15 protein-coding genes and 5 pseudogenes are annotated in these 15,441 nt (G+C 67.9%); 8 read left to right on the top strand and 12 right to left on the bottom strand.

Annotation, left to right across the window (positions count from 1 at the left end):
- Positions 1 to 183 precede the first annotated feature (183 nt).
- The 7 genes from ACFVX4_RS40090 to ACFVX4_RS40060 all read right to left on the bottom strand — a co-directional run bounded on the left by ACFVX4_RS40090 (position 184) and on the right by ACFVX4_RS40060 (position 5,891).
- The gene (locus ACFVX4_RS40090; protein ID WP_389987829.1) at positions 184 to 357 is read right to left on the bottom strand and encodes a hypothetical protein; all 174 of its coding nucleotides are present in this window, start codon (positions 355 to 357) and stop codon (positions 184 to 186) included.
- A 63-nt stretch (positions 358 to 420) separates the two neighbouring features.
- Positions 421 to 594 carry a hypothetical protein gene (locus ACFVX4_RS40085; protein ID WP_389987827.1) on the bottom strand — a complete coding sequence of 58 codons (174 nt, stop codon included), beginning with the start codon at positions 592 to 594 and terminating at the stop codon, positions 421 to 423.
- Between the two features lie 276 nt (positions 595 to 870).
- The gene (locus ACFVX4_RS40080) at positions 871 to 1,770 is read right to left on the bottom strand and encodes a polysaccharide deacetylase family protein (protein WP_389987824.1); all 900 of its coding nucleotides are present in this window, start codon (positions 1,768 to 1,770) and stop codon (positions 871 to 873) included.
- Positions 1,760 to 2,470, bottom strand: a complete 711-nt coding sequence (locus ACFVX4_RS40075) for a fumarylacetoacetate hydrolase family protein (protein ID WP_389987821.1) — start codon at positions 2,468 to 2,470, stop codon at positions 1,760 to 1,762. Before ACFVX4_RS40075 ends, ACFVX4_RS40080 begins: the two co-directional genes overlap by 11 nt.
- Positions 2,467 to 3,795 carry an MFS transporter gene (locus ACFVX4_RS40070; RefSeq protein WP_389987818.1) on the bottom strand — a complete coding sequence of 443 codons (1,329 nt, stop codon included), beginning with the start codon at positions 3,793 to 3,795 and terminating at the stop codon, positions 2,467 to 2,469. The genes ACFVX4_RS40075 and ACFVX4_RS40070 overlap by 4 nt, the downstream gene beginning before the upstream one ends.
- The gene (locus tag ACFVX4_RS40065; protein ID WP_389987815.1) at positions 3,782 to 5,137 is read right to left on the bottom strand and encodes an amidohydrolase family protein; all 1,356 of its coding nucleotides are present in this window, start codon (positions 5,135 to 5,137) and stop codon (positions 3,782 to 3,784) included. Before ACFVX4_RS40065 ends, ACFVX4_RS40070 begins: the two co-directional genes overlap by 14 nt.
- Positions 5,127 to 5,891 (bottom strand): sulfite exporter TauE/SafE family protein, encoded by a 765-nt coding sequence (locus tag ACFVX4_RS40060; RefSeq protein ID WP_389987812.1) that lies wholly within the window; start codon positions 5,889 to 5,891, stop codon positions 5,127 to 5,129. The genes ACFVX4_RS40065 and ACFVX4_RS40060 overlap by 11 nt, the downstream gene beginning before the upstream one ends.
- A 128-nt stretch (positions 5,892 to 6,019) precedes the next feature.
- On the opposite strand from ACFVX4_RS40060, the gene ACFVX4_RS40055 reads away from it, so the two are divergent.
- Entirely contained in the window at positions 6,020 to 6,691 is a 672-nt protein-coding gene (locus ACFVX4_RS40055; protein WP_389987835.1) for a GntR family transcriptional regulator, read from the top strand.
- 157 nt (positions 6,692 to 6,848) lie between these two features.
- Here ACFVX4_RS40055 and ACFVX4_RS40050 read toward each other — a convergent pair whose 3' ends face one another.
- Positions 6,849 to 6,974 carry a hypothetical protein gene (locus tag ACFVX4_RS40050; protein ID WP_389987809.1) on the bottom strand — a complete coding sequence of 42 codons (126 nt, stop codon included), beginning with the start codon at positions 6,972 to 6,974 and terminating at the stop codon, positions 6,849 to 6,851.
- On the opposite strand from ACFVX4_RS40050, the pseudogene ACFVX4_RS40045 reads away from it, so the two are divergent.
- A pseudogene (locus ACFVX4_RS40045) lies at positions 6,960 to 7,279 on the top strand (IS3 family transposase); the annotation flags it as partial. The gene ACFVX4_RS40050 and the pseudogene ACFVX4_RS40045 overlap by 15 nt on opposite strands.
- Positions 7,280 to 7,548: 269 nt before the next feature.
- Here ACFVX4_RS40045 and ACFVX4_RS40040 read toward each other — a convergent pair.
- Positions 7,549 to 8,337: a hypothetical protein gene (locus ACFVX4_RS40040; protein WP_389987806.1), complete on the bottom strand. Its 789-nt coding sequence runs from the start codon at positions 8,335 to 8,337 to the stop codon at positions 7,549 to 7,551.
- 662 nt (positions 8,338 to 8,999) lie between these two features.
- Positions 9,000 to 10,028, bottom strand: a pseudogene (locus ACFVX4_RS40035) (serine hydrolase domain-containing protein); the annotation flags it as partial.
- On the opposite strand from ACFVX4_RS40035, the pseudogene ACFVX4_RS40030 reads away from it, so the two are divergent.
- Together ACFVX4_RS40030 and ACFVX4_RS40025 are read left to right on the top strand one after the other, a co-directional pair.
- A pseudogene (locus ACFVX4_RS40030) lies at positions 10,022 to 10,519 on the top strand (IS30 family transposase); the annotation flags it as partial. The pseudogenes ACFVX4_RS40035 and ACFVX4_RS40030 overlap by 7 nt on opposite strands.
- Positions 10,503 to 10,832 carry an integrase core domain-containing protein gene (locus ACFVX4_RS40025; RefSeq protein ID WP_389987803.1) on the top strand — a complete coding sequence of 110 codons (330 nt, stop codon included), beginning with the start codon at positions 10,503 to 10,505 and terminating at the stop codon, positions 10,830 to 10,832. The pseudogene ACFVX4_RS40030 and the gene ACFVX4_RS40025, both read left to right, overlap by 17 nt.
- A gap of 39 nt (positions 10,833 to 10,871) precedes the next feature.
- On the opposite strand, the gene ACFVX4_RS40020 is transcribed toward ACFVX4_RS40025, so the two are convergent.
- On the bottom strand, positions 10,872 to 11,543 hold the full coding sequence (locus tag ACFVX4_RS40020; protein ID WP_389987800.1) for a DUF4232 domain-containing protein: 672 nt from the start codon (positions 11,541 to 11,543) through the stop codon (positions 10,872 to 10,874).
- 248 nt (positions 11,544 to 11,791) lie between these two features.
- Between ACFVX4_RS40020 and ACFVX4_RS40015 the strand changes: the two are divergent.
- From ACFVX4_RS40015 to ACFVX4_RS40000, 4 genes and pseudogenes are all read left to right on the top strand, one after another.
- Positions 11,792 to 12,388: pseudogene (locus tag ACFVX4_RS40015) on the top strand (helicase associated domain-containing protein); the annotation flags it as partial.
- Positions 12,271 to 12,645, top strand: a pseudogene (locus ACFVX4_RS40010) (hypothetical protein); the annotation flags it as partial. The pseudogenes ACFVX4_RS40015 and ACFVX4_RS40010, both read left to right, overlap by 118 nt.
- A gap of 18 nt (positions 12,646 to 12,663) precedes the next feature.
- Positions 12,664 to 13,200 (top strand): helicase associated domain-containing protein, encoded by a 537-nt coding sequence (locus ACFVX4_RS40005; protein ID WP_389987832.1) that lies wholly within the window; start codon positions 12,664 to 12,666, stop codon positions 13,198 to 13,200.
- A 10-nt stretch (positions 13,201 to 13,210) separates the two neighbouring features.
- Positions 13,211 to 13,957, top strand: a complete 747-nt coding sequence (locus ACFVX4_RS40000) for a hypothetical protein (RefSeq protein ID WP_389987797.1) — start codon at positions 13,211 to 13,213, stop codon at positions 13,955 to 13,957.
- Between the two features lie 956 nt (positions 13,958 to 14,913).
- Here the strand turns inward: ACFVX4_RS40000 and ACFVX4_RS39995 are convergent.
- On the bottom strand, positions 14,914 to 15,156 hold the full coding sequence (locus ACFVX4_RS39995) for a hypothetical protein (RefSeq protein ID WP_389987794.1): 243 nt from the start codon (positions 15,154 to 15,156) through the stop codon (positions 14,914 to 14,916).
- Positions 15,157 to 15,441 lie beyond the last annotated feature (285 nt).

The raw sequence follows: 15,441 nt of genomic DNA, 5'->3' as shown, positions 1-15,441 counted from the left end.
ATGGCCATCACCGAGGCCGGCAGGACATGATGAAACGGCAACGGAGCTCCTCGAGTACAAGCTGTCTTGGACGACTGCCTGTACCAACGAGCTCCGTTGCTCTTGCGTCGGAAATCTTTCAACTGGCGCGCATGACCTGCGAAAACGTTAACTACCCGGCCTTGGGTCAAGGCCCGGCGGTGATCAGTCCCCTGACCTGGACGGCCGGGGCAGTTCTGCCGTGTTGGTCTTCTCGGCGAGCGCGAGGCGACCGCCCTTCAGTTCGGGCACGTAGTTGTAGATGGTGTTACGGGAGACACCGAGGAGCTTCGCGATCGAGGTGGCGGTGTTCTCCGGGCGGGCGAACAGGTACGTCACGCTCGTTCCCCATGTAACCCTCGGCGGAAAGGGGAGTGGCCGTCACCGGCCCATCTCCGGCGGTCAGCTGCGGATGTGGACGTGGAACGCGTCCTGGTCGGAAATACGGCCGAGTTCGCAGAACTCGGAGATCAGTTTCCCCGCCCTGCCTGTTGCCCTCGCCGTCATGGCCTTGCCCGTGTGGTTCTGATGCGCCGGATCACTGCCCAGCAGCGCATTCGCATCTCGGCGTCCCACCGGCGGCGGGTGTGGTGCGTCCACTCCCGGACGCCGGGTTCGCGTGCCGCAGGCCGCTGATCCGGGAGGTTTCTCCCGGATCAGCAACCCTTTCGATGCTCCGGATCGCATTCGCCGGACCGCACGCGGATGGCGGTGAGGTCTCTCCCGTGGGACCAGGGGTGGCGTCCCGCAGGAGCGTGGTGGTGATCCGTTGGGCGGCGGCGCGGTCAGCCGTCCTGAGGAGTCGACGGAGACCATGGGGCTCTGGTCCGCTTCCCCTGACGGTCGGGACCGTCACTCAGAAGCGGTCTGGCCCTGGTACCAGTCGTGGATCTGCTCGCCTGTGAGGAAGGTCGCCTCAGCGTGGCCGCGGATGTATTCCAGGGCCTGGTCCAGGTACTTCAGCCGGTGTGGCGCGGCCATGATGTAGGGGTGGACGACCAGTGCCATGACGCGCGCGGAGTCGTCGGCGCGGGCGTCGGCGAGGAGCTGGTCGAACTGGTCCACGGCACGGCGCCGATACTCCTCGGCGGAGTGGTGCTGAATGAGCATCATCGCCACGTCGTTGCACTCCTGTGTATAAGGCACATTGACGATGGGGGTGGTGCGGGTGCGCAGTTGGGTCGGCTGGTCGTCCAGCACCCAGTCGCAGACGTACTCGTAGCCCTCCTCGACCAGCAGGTCGGGGGTCTCCCAGGTCTCGGTGAGACCGGGGCCGAGCCAGCCGCGGGGCGGCTTGCCCATGACGGCGGTGATCGCGTCGCGGGTGCGCTGGATATCGAGCCGCTCGTCGGGCACCTTCTGCATGTTCTTCTGTGTGAAGCCGTGGCCCATGAACTCCCACCGGCGCTGGAGAGCGGCCTCGGTGATCTGCGGGTAGGCGGAGATCGCGGAGCCGTTGACGGCGAGGACCGCGGGGATCTCGTGCCGGTCGATCACCCGCAGCATCCGCCAGAATCCGACGCGGTTGCCGTACTCGTGCCAGGCCCAGTTCGGTACGTCCGGCGAGGGCACCCCGCCGGCCGGCGGGGAGAGCACGGTGCGCGGCATCGGCTCGGAGTCCGACCACTCCTCGATGTTGACGATGAGCCAGACGGCGACCCGCGCCCCGCCCGGAAGCTGCAGGGCCCGGCGTCCCTCGATGGGGTCGTAGTCGATCCGCTCACTGGGCCTTATGCGGGCGTTACTTGGCATCGCGGTGGCTTCCGTTCTCGGTGATGGTGACGGACAGGGGCGTGAGGCCGCTGATCTCGACGTGGACGACGTCCCCCGGGACGATCGCGGAGACGCCGGCGGGCGTGCCGGTGTAGATGAGGTCACCGGGGCGGAGCCGGTAGTCGGTGGAGAGGTGGGAGATGATCTCGGCGACGTTCCAGATCATCAGCGCGAGCGGGGTGCGCTGGCGGGCCTCGCCGTTGACATCGAGCCGCAGTTCGGCCGCGGCGAGGTCGCCCACCGACGCGCGGGGGGTGATCGGGCCGCACGGCGCGGAGGCGTCGAAGGACTTGCCGGCCTCCCAGGAGATCTGCCGGTCCCGGCAGTCACGCTGGCGGTCGCGGCGGGTCAGGTCGATGCCGGCGGCGTAGCCGTACACCAGGTCCAGCGCCTGTGCCACCGGTACGTCCACGCCCTCGGCGCCGATCGCGACGACGAGTTCGCCCTCGAACTGGAAGTCGGAGGTGCGGGGAGGGTAGGGCACCTGGTCGTCGCCGGGCACGACCGCGTCGGTCGGCTTCTGGAAGAAGAACGGATCGTCCCGCTCGTCGCCCTCGCGCATCTCCCGGACGTGGTCCACGTAGTTGCGGCCGACGCAGTAGACGCGGCGTAGGGGGAAACGCTCGGCGATGCCGGTGACGGGCACCGACACGGTCGGCGGGGTGAACAACAGAGTCATGAGAGCTCCGATCGGGTTGTGGTGCTGAACAGGGCCGGGCGCAGCAGGAGGGCGAGCAGCGCGCCGGCCAGGAAGAAGCCGGCGATCTGCAGGAGTCCGGCGCCGGTCCATCCGAGGGCGGACACAAACTGGCTGAAGACCCAGCCGGATACGCCGGCGGCGATGTAGACGCAGGTGATGAACATGCCCGAGCCGTGTCCCGCGATGGCGGGTCGGACGGACTTCACCAGCAGGCCGGCGAGGGCGACGTACGTCCCGCCACTGGCGAACAACCCGAACAGGAACGAGAACGCGGCATGCCAGGCCACATCGTGCGGGCCCAGGAACAGGGCGGCCGCCGACGCGGCCGCCAGCGCGTTCATCGAGCCGATGCACACGCGCGGGTCGATCCGGTCGGTGAGCCAGCCGCCGAGGGGGGAGGCGAACGCGGCCAGTCCGGACAGCCCGATGGCGAGACCGGCCTGGCCCGAGGTGAAGCCGAGTTCGTCGCGCAGGTAGGTGGCGTAGAGGCCGATGTAGGCGAAGTCGGCGAGCCCGAACAGCACGGTGATGACGGCGAGCAGTATCGGGTTCCAGCTCAGGAGGGACGGGGACCCGCCGACGGTGGGCTCCCGCGTCTGCGTACCGGTGGCCTCGGTGAACCGGCGCGGCACGAAGAGGGCCACCGCGAGGGTCACCAGCAGGCCCAGCCCGCCGAACGCGAACATCGGCGCGTGCCAGGTGCCGTAGTGCTCCAGGAGGGCGGTCGCTGCCCAGGGACCGATGACCGACCCGGTGGCGAACGCCATGTTCACCGCCCCGATCGCCAGTCCCCGGTGGCGTGGGAAGGCTCCGGCGGCGACGGTCAGGATCGCGGCCAGCTGCAGTGCTTCACCGACGCCGGAGCATATGCGCCACAGCAGCATGTCGGCGAAGCCGGCGCTGAAGACCGTCAGCACGGTCGCGACGGAGAAGATGCTGGTGCCGACGACGACGAGCATCTTGCGGCCGAAGCGGGCGAGCGCGATTCCGGCGGGTATGCCGACGATCCCCATTCCCAGGGCGAAGATCGTGGACTGCAGGCCGGACTGGTCGAGGCTGAATCCGTACTCGTGCCGGACCTCGGGGAGCAGGACGGGGAAGACCATCCGGTCCATCGCGTTCACCGAGTACGCCAGCAGGAGCAGGGCGTACATGGCGACGGCGGGGAATCCCACGATCGCGCGGGTCGCGGGCCGGGTCGATGCCGCGCTGATGGTCATCCGCACACCGCCCGGATCGTGATCGACGGGAGAGCTGTGGCCGCGCGGGAAACGCTGCCACGGGGCGGCCTCATTTCCAGTCACCGGCGGCACGGGACCGCGCGACGAGCACGTCACGGCGGTCATCGGCACCGGAGATCGCGGCCTGCGCCGAGGGCTGGGTGAGCCGGCCGCGGTCGAGCAGCACCCGGCCGTCGACGACGACCGTGACGATGTCGGTGGCCCGGCCCTGCCTGACCAGTGCCTCGGCGGGGTCGCCCGACGGCAGGAGGTTGGGGGTGCGGGCGTCGATCAGCAGCAGGTCGGCCCGCTTGCCGGGGGTGATCGACCCGGTCACGTCGCCGATGCCGAGGTCGTGCGCGCCGTCGAGCGTCGCCATCTGCAGCAGCCGGCGCGGGGTGACCTCGGGCGATCCGGTTCGGGCGGCTTCGACGGCCTCCACGGTGCGCAGCGTCGTGAACACGTCGGGTGCGGTCGGCATGGCCAGGGTGTCCGTCGACAACGACACCGGCACCCCGGCCTTGAACAGCTCGCTGAACAGAGGGAATCCCATGGTGCGCATCTCGGTGATTGGGCTGAGCGAGATGCGCGTGCCGGTGGCTGCCAGCGCGGCGATGTCGTCCGGGGAGGCGTGTACGGCGTGCACGATCTGCACGTCGGGTCCGAGCAGGTTCTCGTCGGCGAGCCGGGTGAGGCCGCAGGAACGACAGCCCTCCTCGCGCAGACAGCGGTCGCAGTGCATGGTGATCGGGAGGCCCAGCTCACGGGCGGCTCCCCATTCGCTGCGGCAGACCCCGTTGGGGGTGCGGTAGGGGCCGCGCAGCGCCACACCGAAGTCCAGCAGGCCGTCGAGCCGCTCGGCGGGCCAGCGCGCGGAGAAGCGCCGGAGGTCGTCGAGGTCCATCGGCTCATCCGCCGGGGTGGAGTCGCGCGGTCCGTACGAGAACCGGCCGCGGACACCGGCGTCGAGCTGAGCTTTGACGTTGACGTCGGCGTCCTCGGGCGAGCGGACGTTGTGGTCCCAGTTGTGCACGGTGGTGATGCCGGCGGTGATCGCCTCGGCAAGGGCGAACCGGGCGGCCCAGTAGAAGTCCTCAAGGTTGTGGTGCGGGCCGAGCGCGCGCTTGACGGCGAAGTAGTCGCGGCCGGGCGCGTCGCTCACGGAGCCGCGCAGCAGGCTGTTCCACAGGTGCCAGTGCGTGTCGACGAAGCCGGGCAGCGCGATGAGTCCGCTTCCGTCGATCACCGTGGCGCCCGGTGGGGTGGCCGCGTCCGCATCGGTGGTGACTGAGGTGATCACACCGTCGGTCACGGTCACCGTCGCGTGCTCAAGGTCGCCCAGGCGCGGGTCCATCGTGACCGCGGTGACACCGCTGAGGACCAGATCCCCGCGTTCGGGCAGGTCGGATTCAGGTTCAGGAAACATACAGGCTCACTTCCAGTGCTATGGCTACACCCACACCCCACACGGCGACACCCCGGCGCAGTGCCGATGGTGATATTCGCCGCGCGGCCGACACGCCCAGTCGGCCGCCGACGAGTCCGGTGACGGCCAGGAGCAGGGCAGGGCCCCAGGCCACCGAGGTGAGAGCGACAAACGCGAGAGCGGACACCGACCCGACGATGAGCGAGAGCACGCTCTTGAGGGCGTTGAGCCGATGTGTTGTGTCGGTCAAGAAGACGCCGAGCATCGCCAGCATGACGATGCCGAGCCCGGCGACGAAGAATCCGCCGTAGAAGGCCACCACGAACTGCGCGGACAACAGTCCGATCCGGCTCGACCTGGCACCGTGCCGCGCCGCCAGGGCGGCGACCCGGGGTTGCGCGGCGAGCATCACGGCGGACGCGAGAACCAGCCACGGCACGACGGCGCGGAACACCTCGTCGCTCACCGCGAGCAGGGTGAGCGCCCCGCCGATCGCACCGGGGATGCTGACCAGGGCGAATGTACGGACCTGCCGACCTTGGCCCGTCAGCTCGGCCCGGTAGCCGAGCGAGCCGCCGAGATAGCCCGGCAGGGCCGCGACGGAGTTGGTGACGTTCGCCGTGACCGGCGGGACACCCATGGCCACCAGTACGGGGAAGGAGATCATCGAGCCCCCGCCTGCCACCGCGTTCACCGCGCCGGCCAGCAGGCCGACCACGGCCAAGAGCCCGAGCTCCCACAGATCGGTCGCCACGTCGCAACCACCTCCCTTCGTGGGAGCGAAGGTATGCACTGCATGCAATGCATGTCAACGATTGATGCGTAATTAGGCATGCCCTTTGCATGCAATGCACACCCTGTATGCTCTTGGCCGTGGACCACATGGGATCGCTTTCCAACCCGGCGGCGAGCAGCGCCGACATCGTGTATCTGACGTTGCGCCGGCGCTTCGCGGAGGGGGAGCTCGCGCCGGCCGAGCGACTCACCGAGGCCGCCTTGGCGCAGGAGCTCGGAGTGAGCCGCACGCCGGTGCGCGAGGCCCTGGGCCGCCTGCAGGCGGACGGTCTCGTCGTACCGATGGCGCGCGGGGTCGCGGTGGCGACGCTCAGCAACGACGAGATCGAGCAGCTCTACGATCTGCGCGCCGTGCTGGAGGGGCTGGCCGCAGCCCAGACCGCCCGCCTGCAAGCGGCCGGGCAGATCGCGCCCGCGCACCTCCGGGACATCGAGAAGGCCGCGGAAGAGGTGGAGCGAGCGGTTGCCGAGGGCGACGCGAAGCAGTCGGCGCGGGCCAACCTGGCCTTCCACCGGGCATTCGGCCAAGCTCCCGGCAACGCGTTCCTGACGGACGCGTTGCACCGGGTGTGGGACCGCATCGCGATCTCCACGGTGTCGAACCTCTCCGACGGAGAGTGGGCGCGGACCGTGCTCACCCAGCACCAGGAAATATGCCGGGCCATGATCGCCGGAGACGAGGACGCCGCCCGCCGGGCGGCCGAGGAGCACATCCTGTCGGCGATGCGCGTCTACAGCGAAGCCCTCGGCCGGGGGTGACCGGCCGCCGGCCCAGGCGCTGAACGGCGTGTCCCCCCTCGCACGGTCAAGGAGTGCCGCACGAGGGGGCACGGCGGCGGTACGGCCGTGGCGGAATCTTCTGGACGGCCGGCCGCGCAACCGTCCCGGCTACGTGACCGACGCCCGACGACGGAGCTCAGACCAGGCAGAGCAGAGCCCGCATGGCGAAGGACGTCTCACCAGTCTCGCCGACCTCTTCGTACACCCGGCCCAGCTGGACGTTGAGGAACGTCTCCAGGGTGTGGCCGGCTGCGTTGTCCACTCGGATCGCGGGTCGCAGTTCAGGTCGAGGAAGTTCATCCACGCCCTGAACCGCCACTGCCTCGTCGGGTCCATGGGAAGAGTCGGCGCCGCCGACGACAACGCGGCCATGGAATCCTTCTTCGCACTCCTGCAGAACAACGTCCTCGACCGCCGCACCCGGGCCACCCGTGAAGCCCCCGCACCGCGATCGTGACGTGGGTCGAACGGACCCACCACCGGCGCCGTCGGCAACTACGGCTGCGCCGATTGACCCCCATCGAGTTCGAGACCACCATGAAACCCGCCGCAGCCCTCGCGGCATGAAACCCCACTGTCACCAATCCGTGCAGCAGTCCCAGCGCGCTACTTGGCCAGCCTGGCCAAGTAGCGCGCTCAGGGTTCTGCGCCGCGCACATCGCTCGCAGGGAGCGGACTTCAGAGCGGTGTTAGGTCAGCCAGCCCAGGGGATCGGACTTGCTTGAGCACAAGGAGTTCCGACTTCTGCGAGGTCGGCCACATGTCGACGAGGTACCCCGGTCCGGCTGGTCCGGATGATGACGCTTCTGGAAGGGGAGGCGGTCCGCGCACGTCGCCTACCGCACGGCGACGTGATCCCCGGTCGACGACTTCGCCCCGGAGGTGGAGTTCCCGTAGTACGTCCACCGCCATGTCCCCGGCCCGGTGGCCTTCACCGTGGTCTTGAGCGCCCCCGTTTTACTCGACGTTGCTTTCTTGACCGTTGTGTACGAGGAGGCGCCCGCCGCCTTGAACTGCAGGCTGACCGTTCGGCCCGCGTACCCCTGGTACGTGTGGGTGTCCCAGTTCGCGCGTGTGACCCGCCCGGTCACGGTGATCGTCTTCCCTTTCGCGACCGGCTCCGGCGAGGCGTTGACAGTGACGCGTGTGGCCCGCTTGACCTGCAACGGGAGGTCCTTGTCGTCAGTGTCGTGGGCGTCGCCGGCGAGAAAGACCCGAGCAGCAGTTCGCCAGGTGCCGGCGTCCTCGTTCCCGAAGTCATGGTTCTGCGGGTCGATGTACAGCCATTCCTCGAAGTCGCAGATTCCTTTCGCCCTGTCCACGACCTTGCAGTCGCTGGTGATGATGGAGCTGTGCAGGGTGTCCCCAGTGTCGGGCTTCCCCCGGTAGGGGAACACCGTCGGCCCGAAGTCGTATCTGAGTTTGGTCGTCATCCGGAAGACCGCATGCACCTCGACCTCCTCCTTGACCCCGATCACGATCGGCTTCCCGCCGTTCACCGAGACCCGGGTGAAGGAGACCCCGCCCTCCGCCGCCCCAGCCGCCCCAGCCGGCACCGCCGCCACCCCTGTGAACACGACCGCCGCTCCACCGGCCACCACCGCTTTCCACATCGTCTTCCCCATCTTCGAGCTCGCCCTTTCCCCTGCAGCCTGGACCGAACGCGCAGGCGCACCGGCCGGAGGTTCATCCTCGCGGCTGACTGTGGGACAGGAGAGGGCTGTACACGGTTGTACGCGGTGCGGCAACGATTTGATCACCACGGCATCGCTCGGGTCCGGTTCCCGGGAGGGGCCCCGATGGCTGCACGGAGGATCCGGCAATCAGCCTTCCGCGTTCCTACCTCCGCAGCGGACCAGGTACGCCCGAAATTGGTGCATTCACCGCGCCGGGTCCCTGTTCTTCCTCCACGCAAAAACTGAGCGCCAGAGTGGCCAGCTATCGCGCTCAGTGGCCAACTACCCCGCTCAGTGTGCGACACGAAGTCGCTCCAGGTAACAGCTCGGGCTCCAGCGACAGGACAGTGAGCGGCTCCCCCGCCTCGCAGTACGACGCCCAGTTGCCGTGGCCGAGCGGCGCCCAGACGCGGGCGGCGTGCGCGTCCTGGACCCGGGCGGCGAGCACTGATGGGGATCTCTGGAATCGGCCAGGGCTGCTCGTCGCCCCACTCGCTCCCATCCTGAACCAAGTGGGAAGCGGAAGTGAGCGCCTTGCCGGGGCCGCTACCTTGGCCGACCCGTCCGTCTGCGCATGTGGACCGGCCGCACCGAGCTCAGTGAGCTCGGTGTCAGTTGTCGATGGCCTGGTAGAGCGTGGTCCAGAAGTCGTGGACAAGGCGGGCCGAGTCCGGGGTGGACATCCCGACCTGGGTGAGCAGGATTCCGGTGAGCTGGTTGTCCGGGTCGGCATAGGCGGTGGTGCCGGTACCGCCGTCCCAGCCGAACTGGCCGATGGGCGTGTGGTCGCCACGATGGGTGCGCACCGCCATCCCGAAGCCCCAGCCGCCCTGCTGTGCTTGGCCGACCGTGATGTGGGCGATGTTCCTGTACATGGTGGCCCGGGCAGCTTGCTGCTCGGGCGTGAGGCGGTTGGTGGTCATCAGCTCGACGGCGGGCCGGGACAAGATCCGTTCGCTGCCGTGCACGCCTTTATTCAGCAGCATCTGGAAGTAGGCGTGGTAGTCGTCGACGGTGGAGACCAGCCCGCCGCCGGCGCCCTGGAATGTCGGAGGCCGGCTGGTCCTTCCGCCTTCCGCCTCGTCCCACACGAGGAACTCTCCGGTCTGCGGATCGGGCCCGTACAGGGGCGGCAGTCGGTCGATCTTGCCGGCGGGCACGTGGAAGGCGGTGTCCTTCATCCCCAGCGGATCGAGGACGCGTTCGCGCAGGAACGTCTCCAACGGCCGCCCCGTGACCCTGGAGACAAGCACGCCGAGCACTTCGTTGCTGAGGTCGTACTGCCACCGCTCTCCGGGCTGGTACGACAGCGGCAGCTCGCCGAGGCGGCGCATCCACTCGTCCGGGTCGGGCGCCGGCCCGGACGCCACGCTGTAGTCGAGACGCTCGAAGGTCGCGGCCCTGATCAGGGAGTCCAGCAGATCGAAATCCATTCCGAGCCCGAACGTGGAGGTCAGCAGGTCCCGTACGGTGATCGGCCGCCGGGCCGGCACGGTCTCCTCCAGCGGGCCGTCGGGCCGCTTCAGCACCCGGCGGTCAGCGAGTTCGGGGAGCCACGGGTCCACCGGATCGTCGAGGCACAACCTGCACTCGTCGAGCAGGATCATCGCCGCCGCCGTCGTGACCGGTTTGGTCCGCGATCGGTACTCTGGTCGAGCGCACGACCCGGTTCACCATGTTGCTGCACCTGCCCCGGATGGAAGGCTTTGACACCGAACCGAGGGTGAAGAACGGGCCGGCGCTGGCCGGTCTGGGTGCCGAGGCCGTCAGGGACGCGATCGCCTCCACGATCACCACGCTGCCCGAGCAGCTGCGTCGCTCGCTGACCTGGGACCGCGGCAAAGAACTGGCACAGCATGCCCGGCTCCGCGTCGACACCGGCCTCGAGATCTACTTCGCGGACCCGCACAGCCCGTGGCAACGCGGCACGAACGAGAATACGAATGGGTTGCTGCGGCAGTACTTTCCGAAGGGCACGGACCTGTCCCGATGGCAGACAGACGACCTCGCAGCCGTTGCACTCGCCCTCAACAGCCGCCCCCGCAAAACCCTCGGATGGAAGACACCCGCTGAAGCCCTCAACGAACACCTACTCTTGACTCAAGAAGCCGGTGTTGCGACAACCGATTGAGTCCGGGCAGTACACGAGTTTCAGGCTCGCCGAGCATCTGGACGCCGCCGGCATCGCCGCCTCCATCGGCTCGGTTGGCGATGCCTACGACAATGCCCTGATGGAGAGCGCGATCGGCCTCTGCAAAACCGAGTTGACCAAACCCCAGCGGCCCTGGAAGACGCTCTCCCAGATCGAGCTCGCCACCGCCGAGTGGGCCGACTGGTACAACCATCGCCGGCTCCACGGAGAGATAGGGCACATCCCACCCGCCGAGCACGAAGCCAACTACTACAGGGAACTCACGAAACCCCAGGTCACAACCACAATCTGAGATCTCTGCCGAACCCGGGGCGATTCAGCGGGCACCGCCCTACTTGGTCGTGTGCGTGGGGTAGACCTGAACGTCGGTGTAGGCGCCCTTGATCTCCCCCGCACCCGCGGGCCACTTCAGGCTCACGGTGTGGGTCTCGTTCGGGGGCGTCACCAGGATGTTGGTCGGGGACGCGAGGCTGTCGCCGGTGTTGTCGATGTCGTAGGCGAGGTCGAAGACAGCGGCGTCACCGGGCTTCAGGGTGGTGATACGCGGCTGGGCGTGGCCGCGCTCGATGGGGTTCGAGGTGTTGTCGGCGTCCTTGATGTCGACGCCCGCGAAGCCCGTCGCCGAGCAGGTGGTCGAACCCCGGTTGATCATGGTGATGTCGATCCTGCCGGAGTCCTTGTCGGGCGCTGCGTCCGTGGCGTCGATGGCCAGGTCCTCCGTCTTGCAGAACGTGACCTTGCCGCCGGTCTCCGTCGCGCCGTTCGCGGCGTCCGCGAGGGCCTCAGTGCCCTCACCGGAGCCCGACTTCGCGTTGCTGGCCTCCGAGCTGCCGGAGCCCGAGCCACCCTCCGACTTCGAACCACCGTCCGAGGACGAAGAAGACGAGGACGAGGAGCCCTTGGAGGACGAGTCCTTCCCGGAGCCGTCGCTGCCACAGGCGGTGAGCGAGAGGGTGGCGGCGACGCCGATGGCGGCGAGAGCAGTGATGCGGGTGTACTTCACGGTGTTCCCCCAGGAGTAGCGCGGTGCATGTGGTCGGAAGCATTTGTATCTCGCACCGAGTTACAGGCGGTCCTCCGCGACGTCTTCGTTCTGTCACAGGCGTATTGACTTCACGGTCCGCCAAGGCGTCGCCGTACGGTCACCAGTGGGAGCTCTCACTCCCCTGACCAGGTAATCCTCACCCAGTGACCAGCCAATCCTCACAACTTGTCCAACACCAGCGCCCGGCCATCAACGCTCAACACCCCATGAAACAAACCGAATCAACCCGGCCCACAGCACCCAAGACCGGACACCGAACCGAGAACCACCCCAGACAAGGAAGCGAAGACTCCCACGGGCGCGGGAAACTCGCGACGCTGATCGTGCCAGCATTCCTCGGGCCGGGCGAAAGCGCCGATGAAATGGTGACGTCGAACGCCTACAAGAGCCTCTCGAAGGTCCTCGGGACCCTGCGGGCGCACGACACGGACACCATCGAGGCACTGGCCGACCCTCGCATCCGCAGCGGCCGGGAGAACACCGACGACCACGACCAGGAGCACGACGGCGGTGAAGACGTCCTGGAGGACGGAGACGGGACGGGGGGGCGGGTGAGCGAGGCTGCGGCCGGGGTGCTGCGGTTCAGTGAGGAACGCGACCCGGCCGTGCTCGCCCAGTTCGTTCGGCTGCGGGTCATCGACCCGGAGGGCGCCTACTGGCGGCGCGGGATCGAGGCGGCCGGACGGTGGCTGCGGGAGACCGGGAACGGTGTGCTGCGGGTGCCGTACACGGTCGTCACGCCGGAGGACTGGGGCGGGGTCGGCGGGTATCCGCTCGGGCAGTGGATCGCCGACCAGCGACGCGCCTACACGGCCGGGACGCTGACGGCCGGGCGGGTGGCCGAGCTGGAGCAGCTCGGGATGGTGTGGTCGGAGCAGGAGGCGGCCTGGGTGGACGGGTCGCCGTCGCCAAGGAGTACGCCGCCGCCCACGGCCACTTCCTCCCCCCGACGACCGCGACGTGGGAGGGGCATCCGATCGGGGTGTGGGCGAAGAACGCCCGCGCGGCAGCCCGGAGGGCGCGGGAGAACGAGGAGCTGCGCGCGGCCGGCCGCCCCGTCCCCTCGGCGGCCGGAGCGATGACCGAGGCCCGGCAGGATGAGCTGGACGCGATCGGCCCGGGATGGTGCCCTGCCTGGGAGACCGGGTGGCAGCGCTGCTACCGCCTCGTCCAGAACCACGTCCAGGCCGGCGGCACGCTCCCGGAGGCTGCGGGCGACAGCGTCGTCCAGGGCGAGGACCTCGGACGCTGGGTCACGGCGCAGCGGTTCGGGTGGGAGCAGCTTCTGCCTGTACAGCGGTGGCTGTTGGAGAACACCCTCAAGATCACATCGGCCGAGGAAGACGAGCGGCCGGTGAAACGGACGCAGGACACCATGTGGGCCCTCAACCTCGCGGCGGCACGGCAGTTCCACGCCCGGGAAGGGCATCTGCGGGTACCCCGCAAGCATGCTGAGCACCTGGCGTCGGGGGACGTGCTGTCGGGCCGTCACGACAGTACTGACGGGGGTGTGGTGGTCAAGCTCGGGACGTGGCTCGACAACGTCCGCAAACGCGCCGCGAAGCTCCCCGAGCAGCACCGGACAGACCTTGATCAACTCGGGATGCGCTGGTAGACGGCCGGGGGTGCAGAACGCGAGCGTCGGTGTGGCGGATGCGGTCGACGATCAGCTCGCTCCTCGGGGAGAATCGGCCGCCATGTGGAAGAACAGAGCCATGGTGCTCACCCTGTTGATGTCAAATGTCGTGCTGCTGACGCTCCTGGTCGCTACGTACATGCCGTCCGAGGGTGATGTTGCGATAGGCAAGGCCGCCCCCCGAGATGCGACTGTCAACCTTCCTGAACTCAAGGGTGGGGCAATCCTGGCCGCGAATCAGTGGCCGGACGCGTGCTCGTTCGTGGACCAGGAGGAGATCAAGGCGATCCTCCCTGGCGCCAAGGACATCGAACAGGAGAGCCGTCCGATCAACGCTTTGTCGATCAAGGACTTCGCTGCGGACTCCTCGTGGAAGGAGAGTGACAGGTCCGAGTCCGGCCAGTGCCTCTACAGCATGCGCCTTCCGGGCGAGACCTACGCCGCTACCCAGTTCTGGTTCCGCATCGAGGCCGTGGCCGACCCCAAGTTGATTGTCGGCTACGGAGATCGCGTCGGGTCAGGAACCAATACCAACCAGGGTGCGAAGGGCGCGGATCACTGCGTCATCACCGGTCTCTACGAGGGAAGTTGGAACTGCCGCAAAGGTCCGCTGCTGTTCACCGTGGGCGGGCAGAGCAGCGTGACCTTCAAGGGCGAGTTGGCCCCAGCACCTTTCGTCTGGCGGGACGATGTGCTCCCTGAGTTCGTCCGGACCATCGCCGCGAAGATCAAATAGCTTCCCCAGGAACGGCAGAAACTACGTTCATCTGCGCGGGCCCAGTGTCGCCGAGCGCAAGACCAGTCACCTCTGTGCGGCGATCAGCGGTCGCTCCCCGGACGAGGTCGACGGCTGCCGGTCCCGCCCCGGCCATCGCCCCGCGCAGGAGGCGTCTCGCCGCCGGGCCGGGTTACGGGCGGCCTGCCGGTGCCTGATGCTTGCGAGGGCCTCTTGCGACTGCCAGTGCTGCCAGCCCGAGTCTCCTCGCCTTCGCTCAGACCACGGATCGGTCGGACAAGATGAGAAAGCTTCAAGAATCCAGAAGTTCCGTCACCGGACGGAAGAGCACCCGACGGAGCAAGAAGCCCCTGGCCACAGGGGCAAGCTCTCGGCGGAGCTCAGAGGAACTTGCGGGATGTCGCACATATCGAGCGGTCGCTGGTCACGCTCCCGGGAAGAATCTTGTACTGGCGTGTCATGAGAAATCCTGACGCATCGCTCTTCAGGGGCTGGACGGCAATACCCTGCCTCACGGGGTGCTGACGGCCACAAACTTGGAGGTGATACGTGGTGGAGATCGTCAGCACAGTGCTGATGGGGATCGGGATCTTGCTCCCCAGCGTGAAGAAGCTGCTCGACAGCATGGCTTACCGGAACCGGATGCGAGGCCAGGCTGAGATCATCCGAGCCCGTCGCGGCGGAACACGTAGAGGCTGACCCAGCGGGAGACGGCTGCGGCCATGGGCACAGCGATGGGCACAGTGGCCACACACGTCAACCGAGGCATGCTCGCCATGTACTCCCTCCTCGTACTGGCCGGAGCGCTGATCGCTGGTCTGCTGATGTCGGCCGCCGCGACCGTGGAAGCTGTAACCGGTGGCAGAGACGGTAGTAGAAATTGCCAGGTCACGGACAGCGGCAACGTCGCACAGTGCCAGGTTCCTTCGTTTGATCCGTTGCCTGACAGAACCGCGTCAGGCGATTGGGTATTTAACTGGGACTGGGCATGCCTCATCGGCGTACTCGGGCTCCTGCTCATCTATGTCTGCACGCTCCGCCGCGGCCGCGCAGTGGGCAAGAGCGGCAGGCTCCGCGCACAGAGTCGACGAGGCGGCAAGCACCGATGAGGCCTGGGCGGTCGATGGCCCGGTCATCATCCGCAGCAGGTCGTACACCCGCACCTTGCCGGTCTGCAGCGAACCGGCGACGCGGAGCATGTCCTCCTCGATAGGCTGGTATCAGGCGGTTCCTGGGGCAAGTTCACCGCGGAAAACTTGAGAACGATCAAGCTGCCGGGCTCCTCGGTGGGCTTCGGGTGGCGGTGGTGACCACCACCGCCACGGCGTTCGCCGCTTCTCTCGCTTCGAGGAACGGCCCGTCACCACGCAGCAACCGGCGAACACTTGACGACCCTGCTGCCCAATTCGTTCAGGCGGAGAGTTGGTAGTTGAGTCGTTCGAGCCTGCTGTGGCGGGCGCGGTCGAGTGGCCCGGTGGTCCAGT

Source organism: Streptomyces sp. NPDC058240, assembly GCF_042882135.1.
In the GTDB taxonomy this organism is placed as follows: Bacteria; Actinomycetota; Actinomycetes; order Streptomycetales; family Streptomycetaceae; genus Streptomyces.
Note: the sequence above shows the minus strand (reverse complement) of the source record. Positions and strands in the feature narration are given on the sequence as shown.

Bases quoted from the DNA above. Each gene is read 5' to 3' on its own strand.
- ACFVX4_RS40080 (WP_389987824.1), bottom strand. From the start codon at position 1,770: ATGCCAAGTAACGCCCGCATAAGGCCCAGTGAGCGGATCGACTACGAC.
- ACFVX4_RS40075 (WP_389987821.1), bottom strand. From the start codon at position 2,470: ATGACTCTGTTGTTCACCCCGCCGACCGTGTCGGTGCCCGTCACCGGC.
- ACFVX4_RS40065 (WP_389987815.1), bottom strand. From the start codon at position 5,137: ATGTTTCCTGAACCTGAATCCGACCTGCCCGAACGCGGGGATCTGGTC.
- ACFVX4_RS40055 (WP_389987835.1), top strand. From the start codon at position 6,020: ATGGGATCGCTTTCCAACCCGGCGGCGAGCAGCGCCGACATCGTGTAT.
- ACFVX4_RS40040 (WP_389987806.1), bottom strand. From the start codon at position 8,337: ATGGGGAAGACGATGTGGAAAGCGGTGGTGGCCGGTGGAGCGGCGGTC.
- ACFVX4_RS40005 (WP_389987832.1), top strand. From the start codon at position 12,664: ATGACCGAGGCCCGGCAGGATGAGCTGGACGCGATCGGCCCGGGATGG.
- ACFVX4_RS39995 (WP_389987794.1), bottom strand. From the start codon at position 15,156: ATGCTCCGCGTCGCCGGTTCGCTGCAGACCGGCAAGGTGCGGGTGTAC.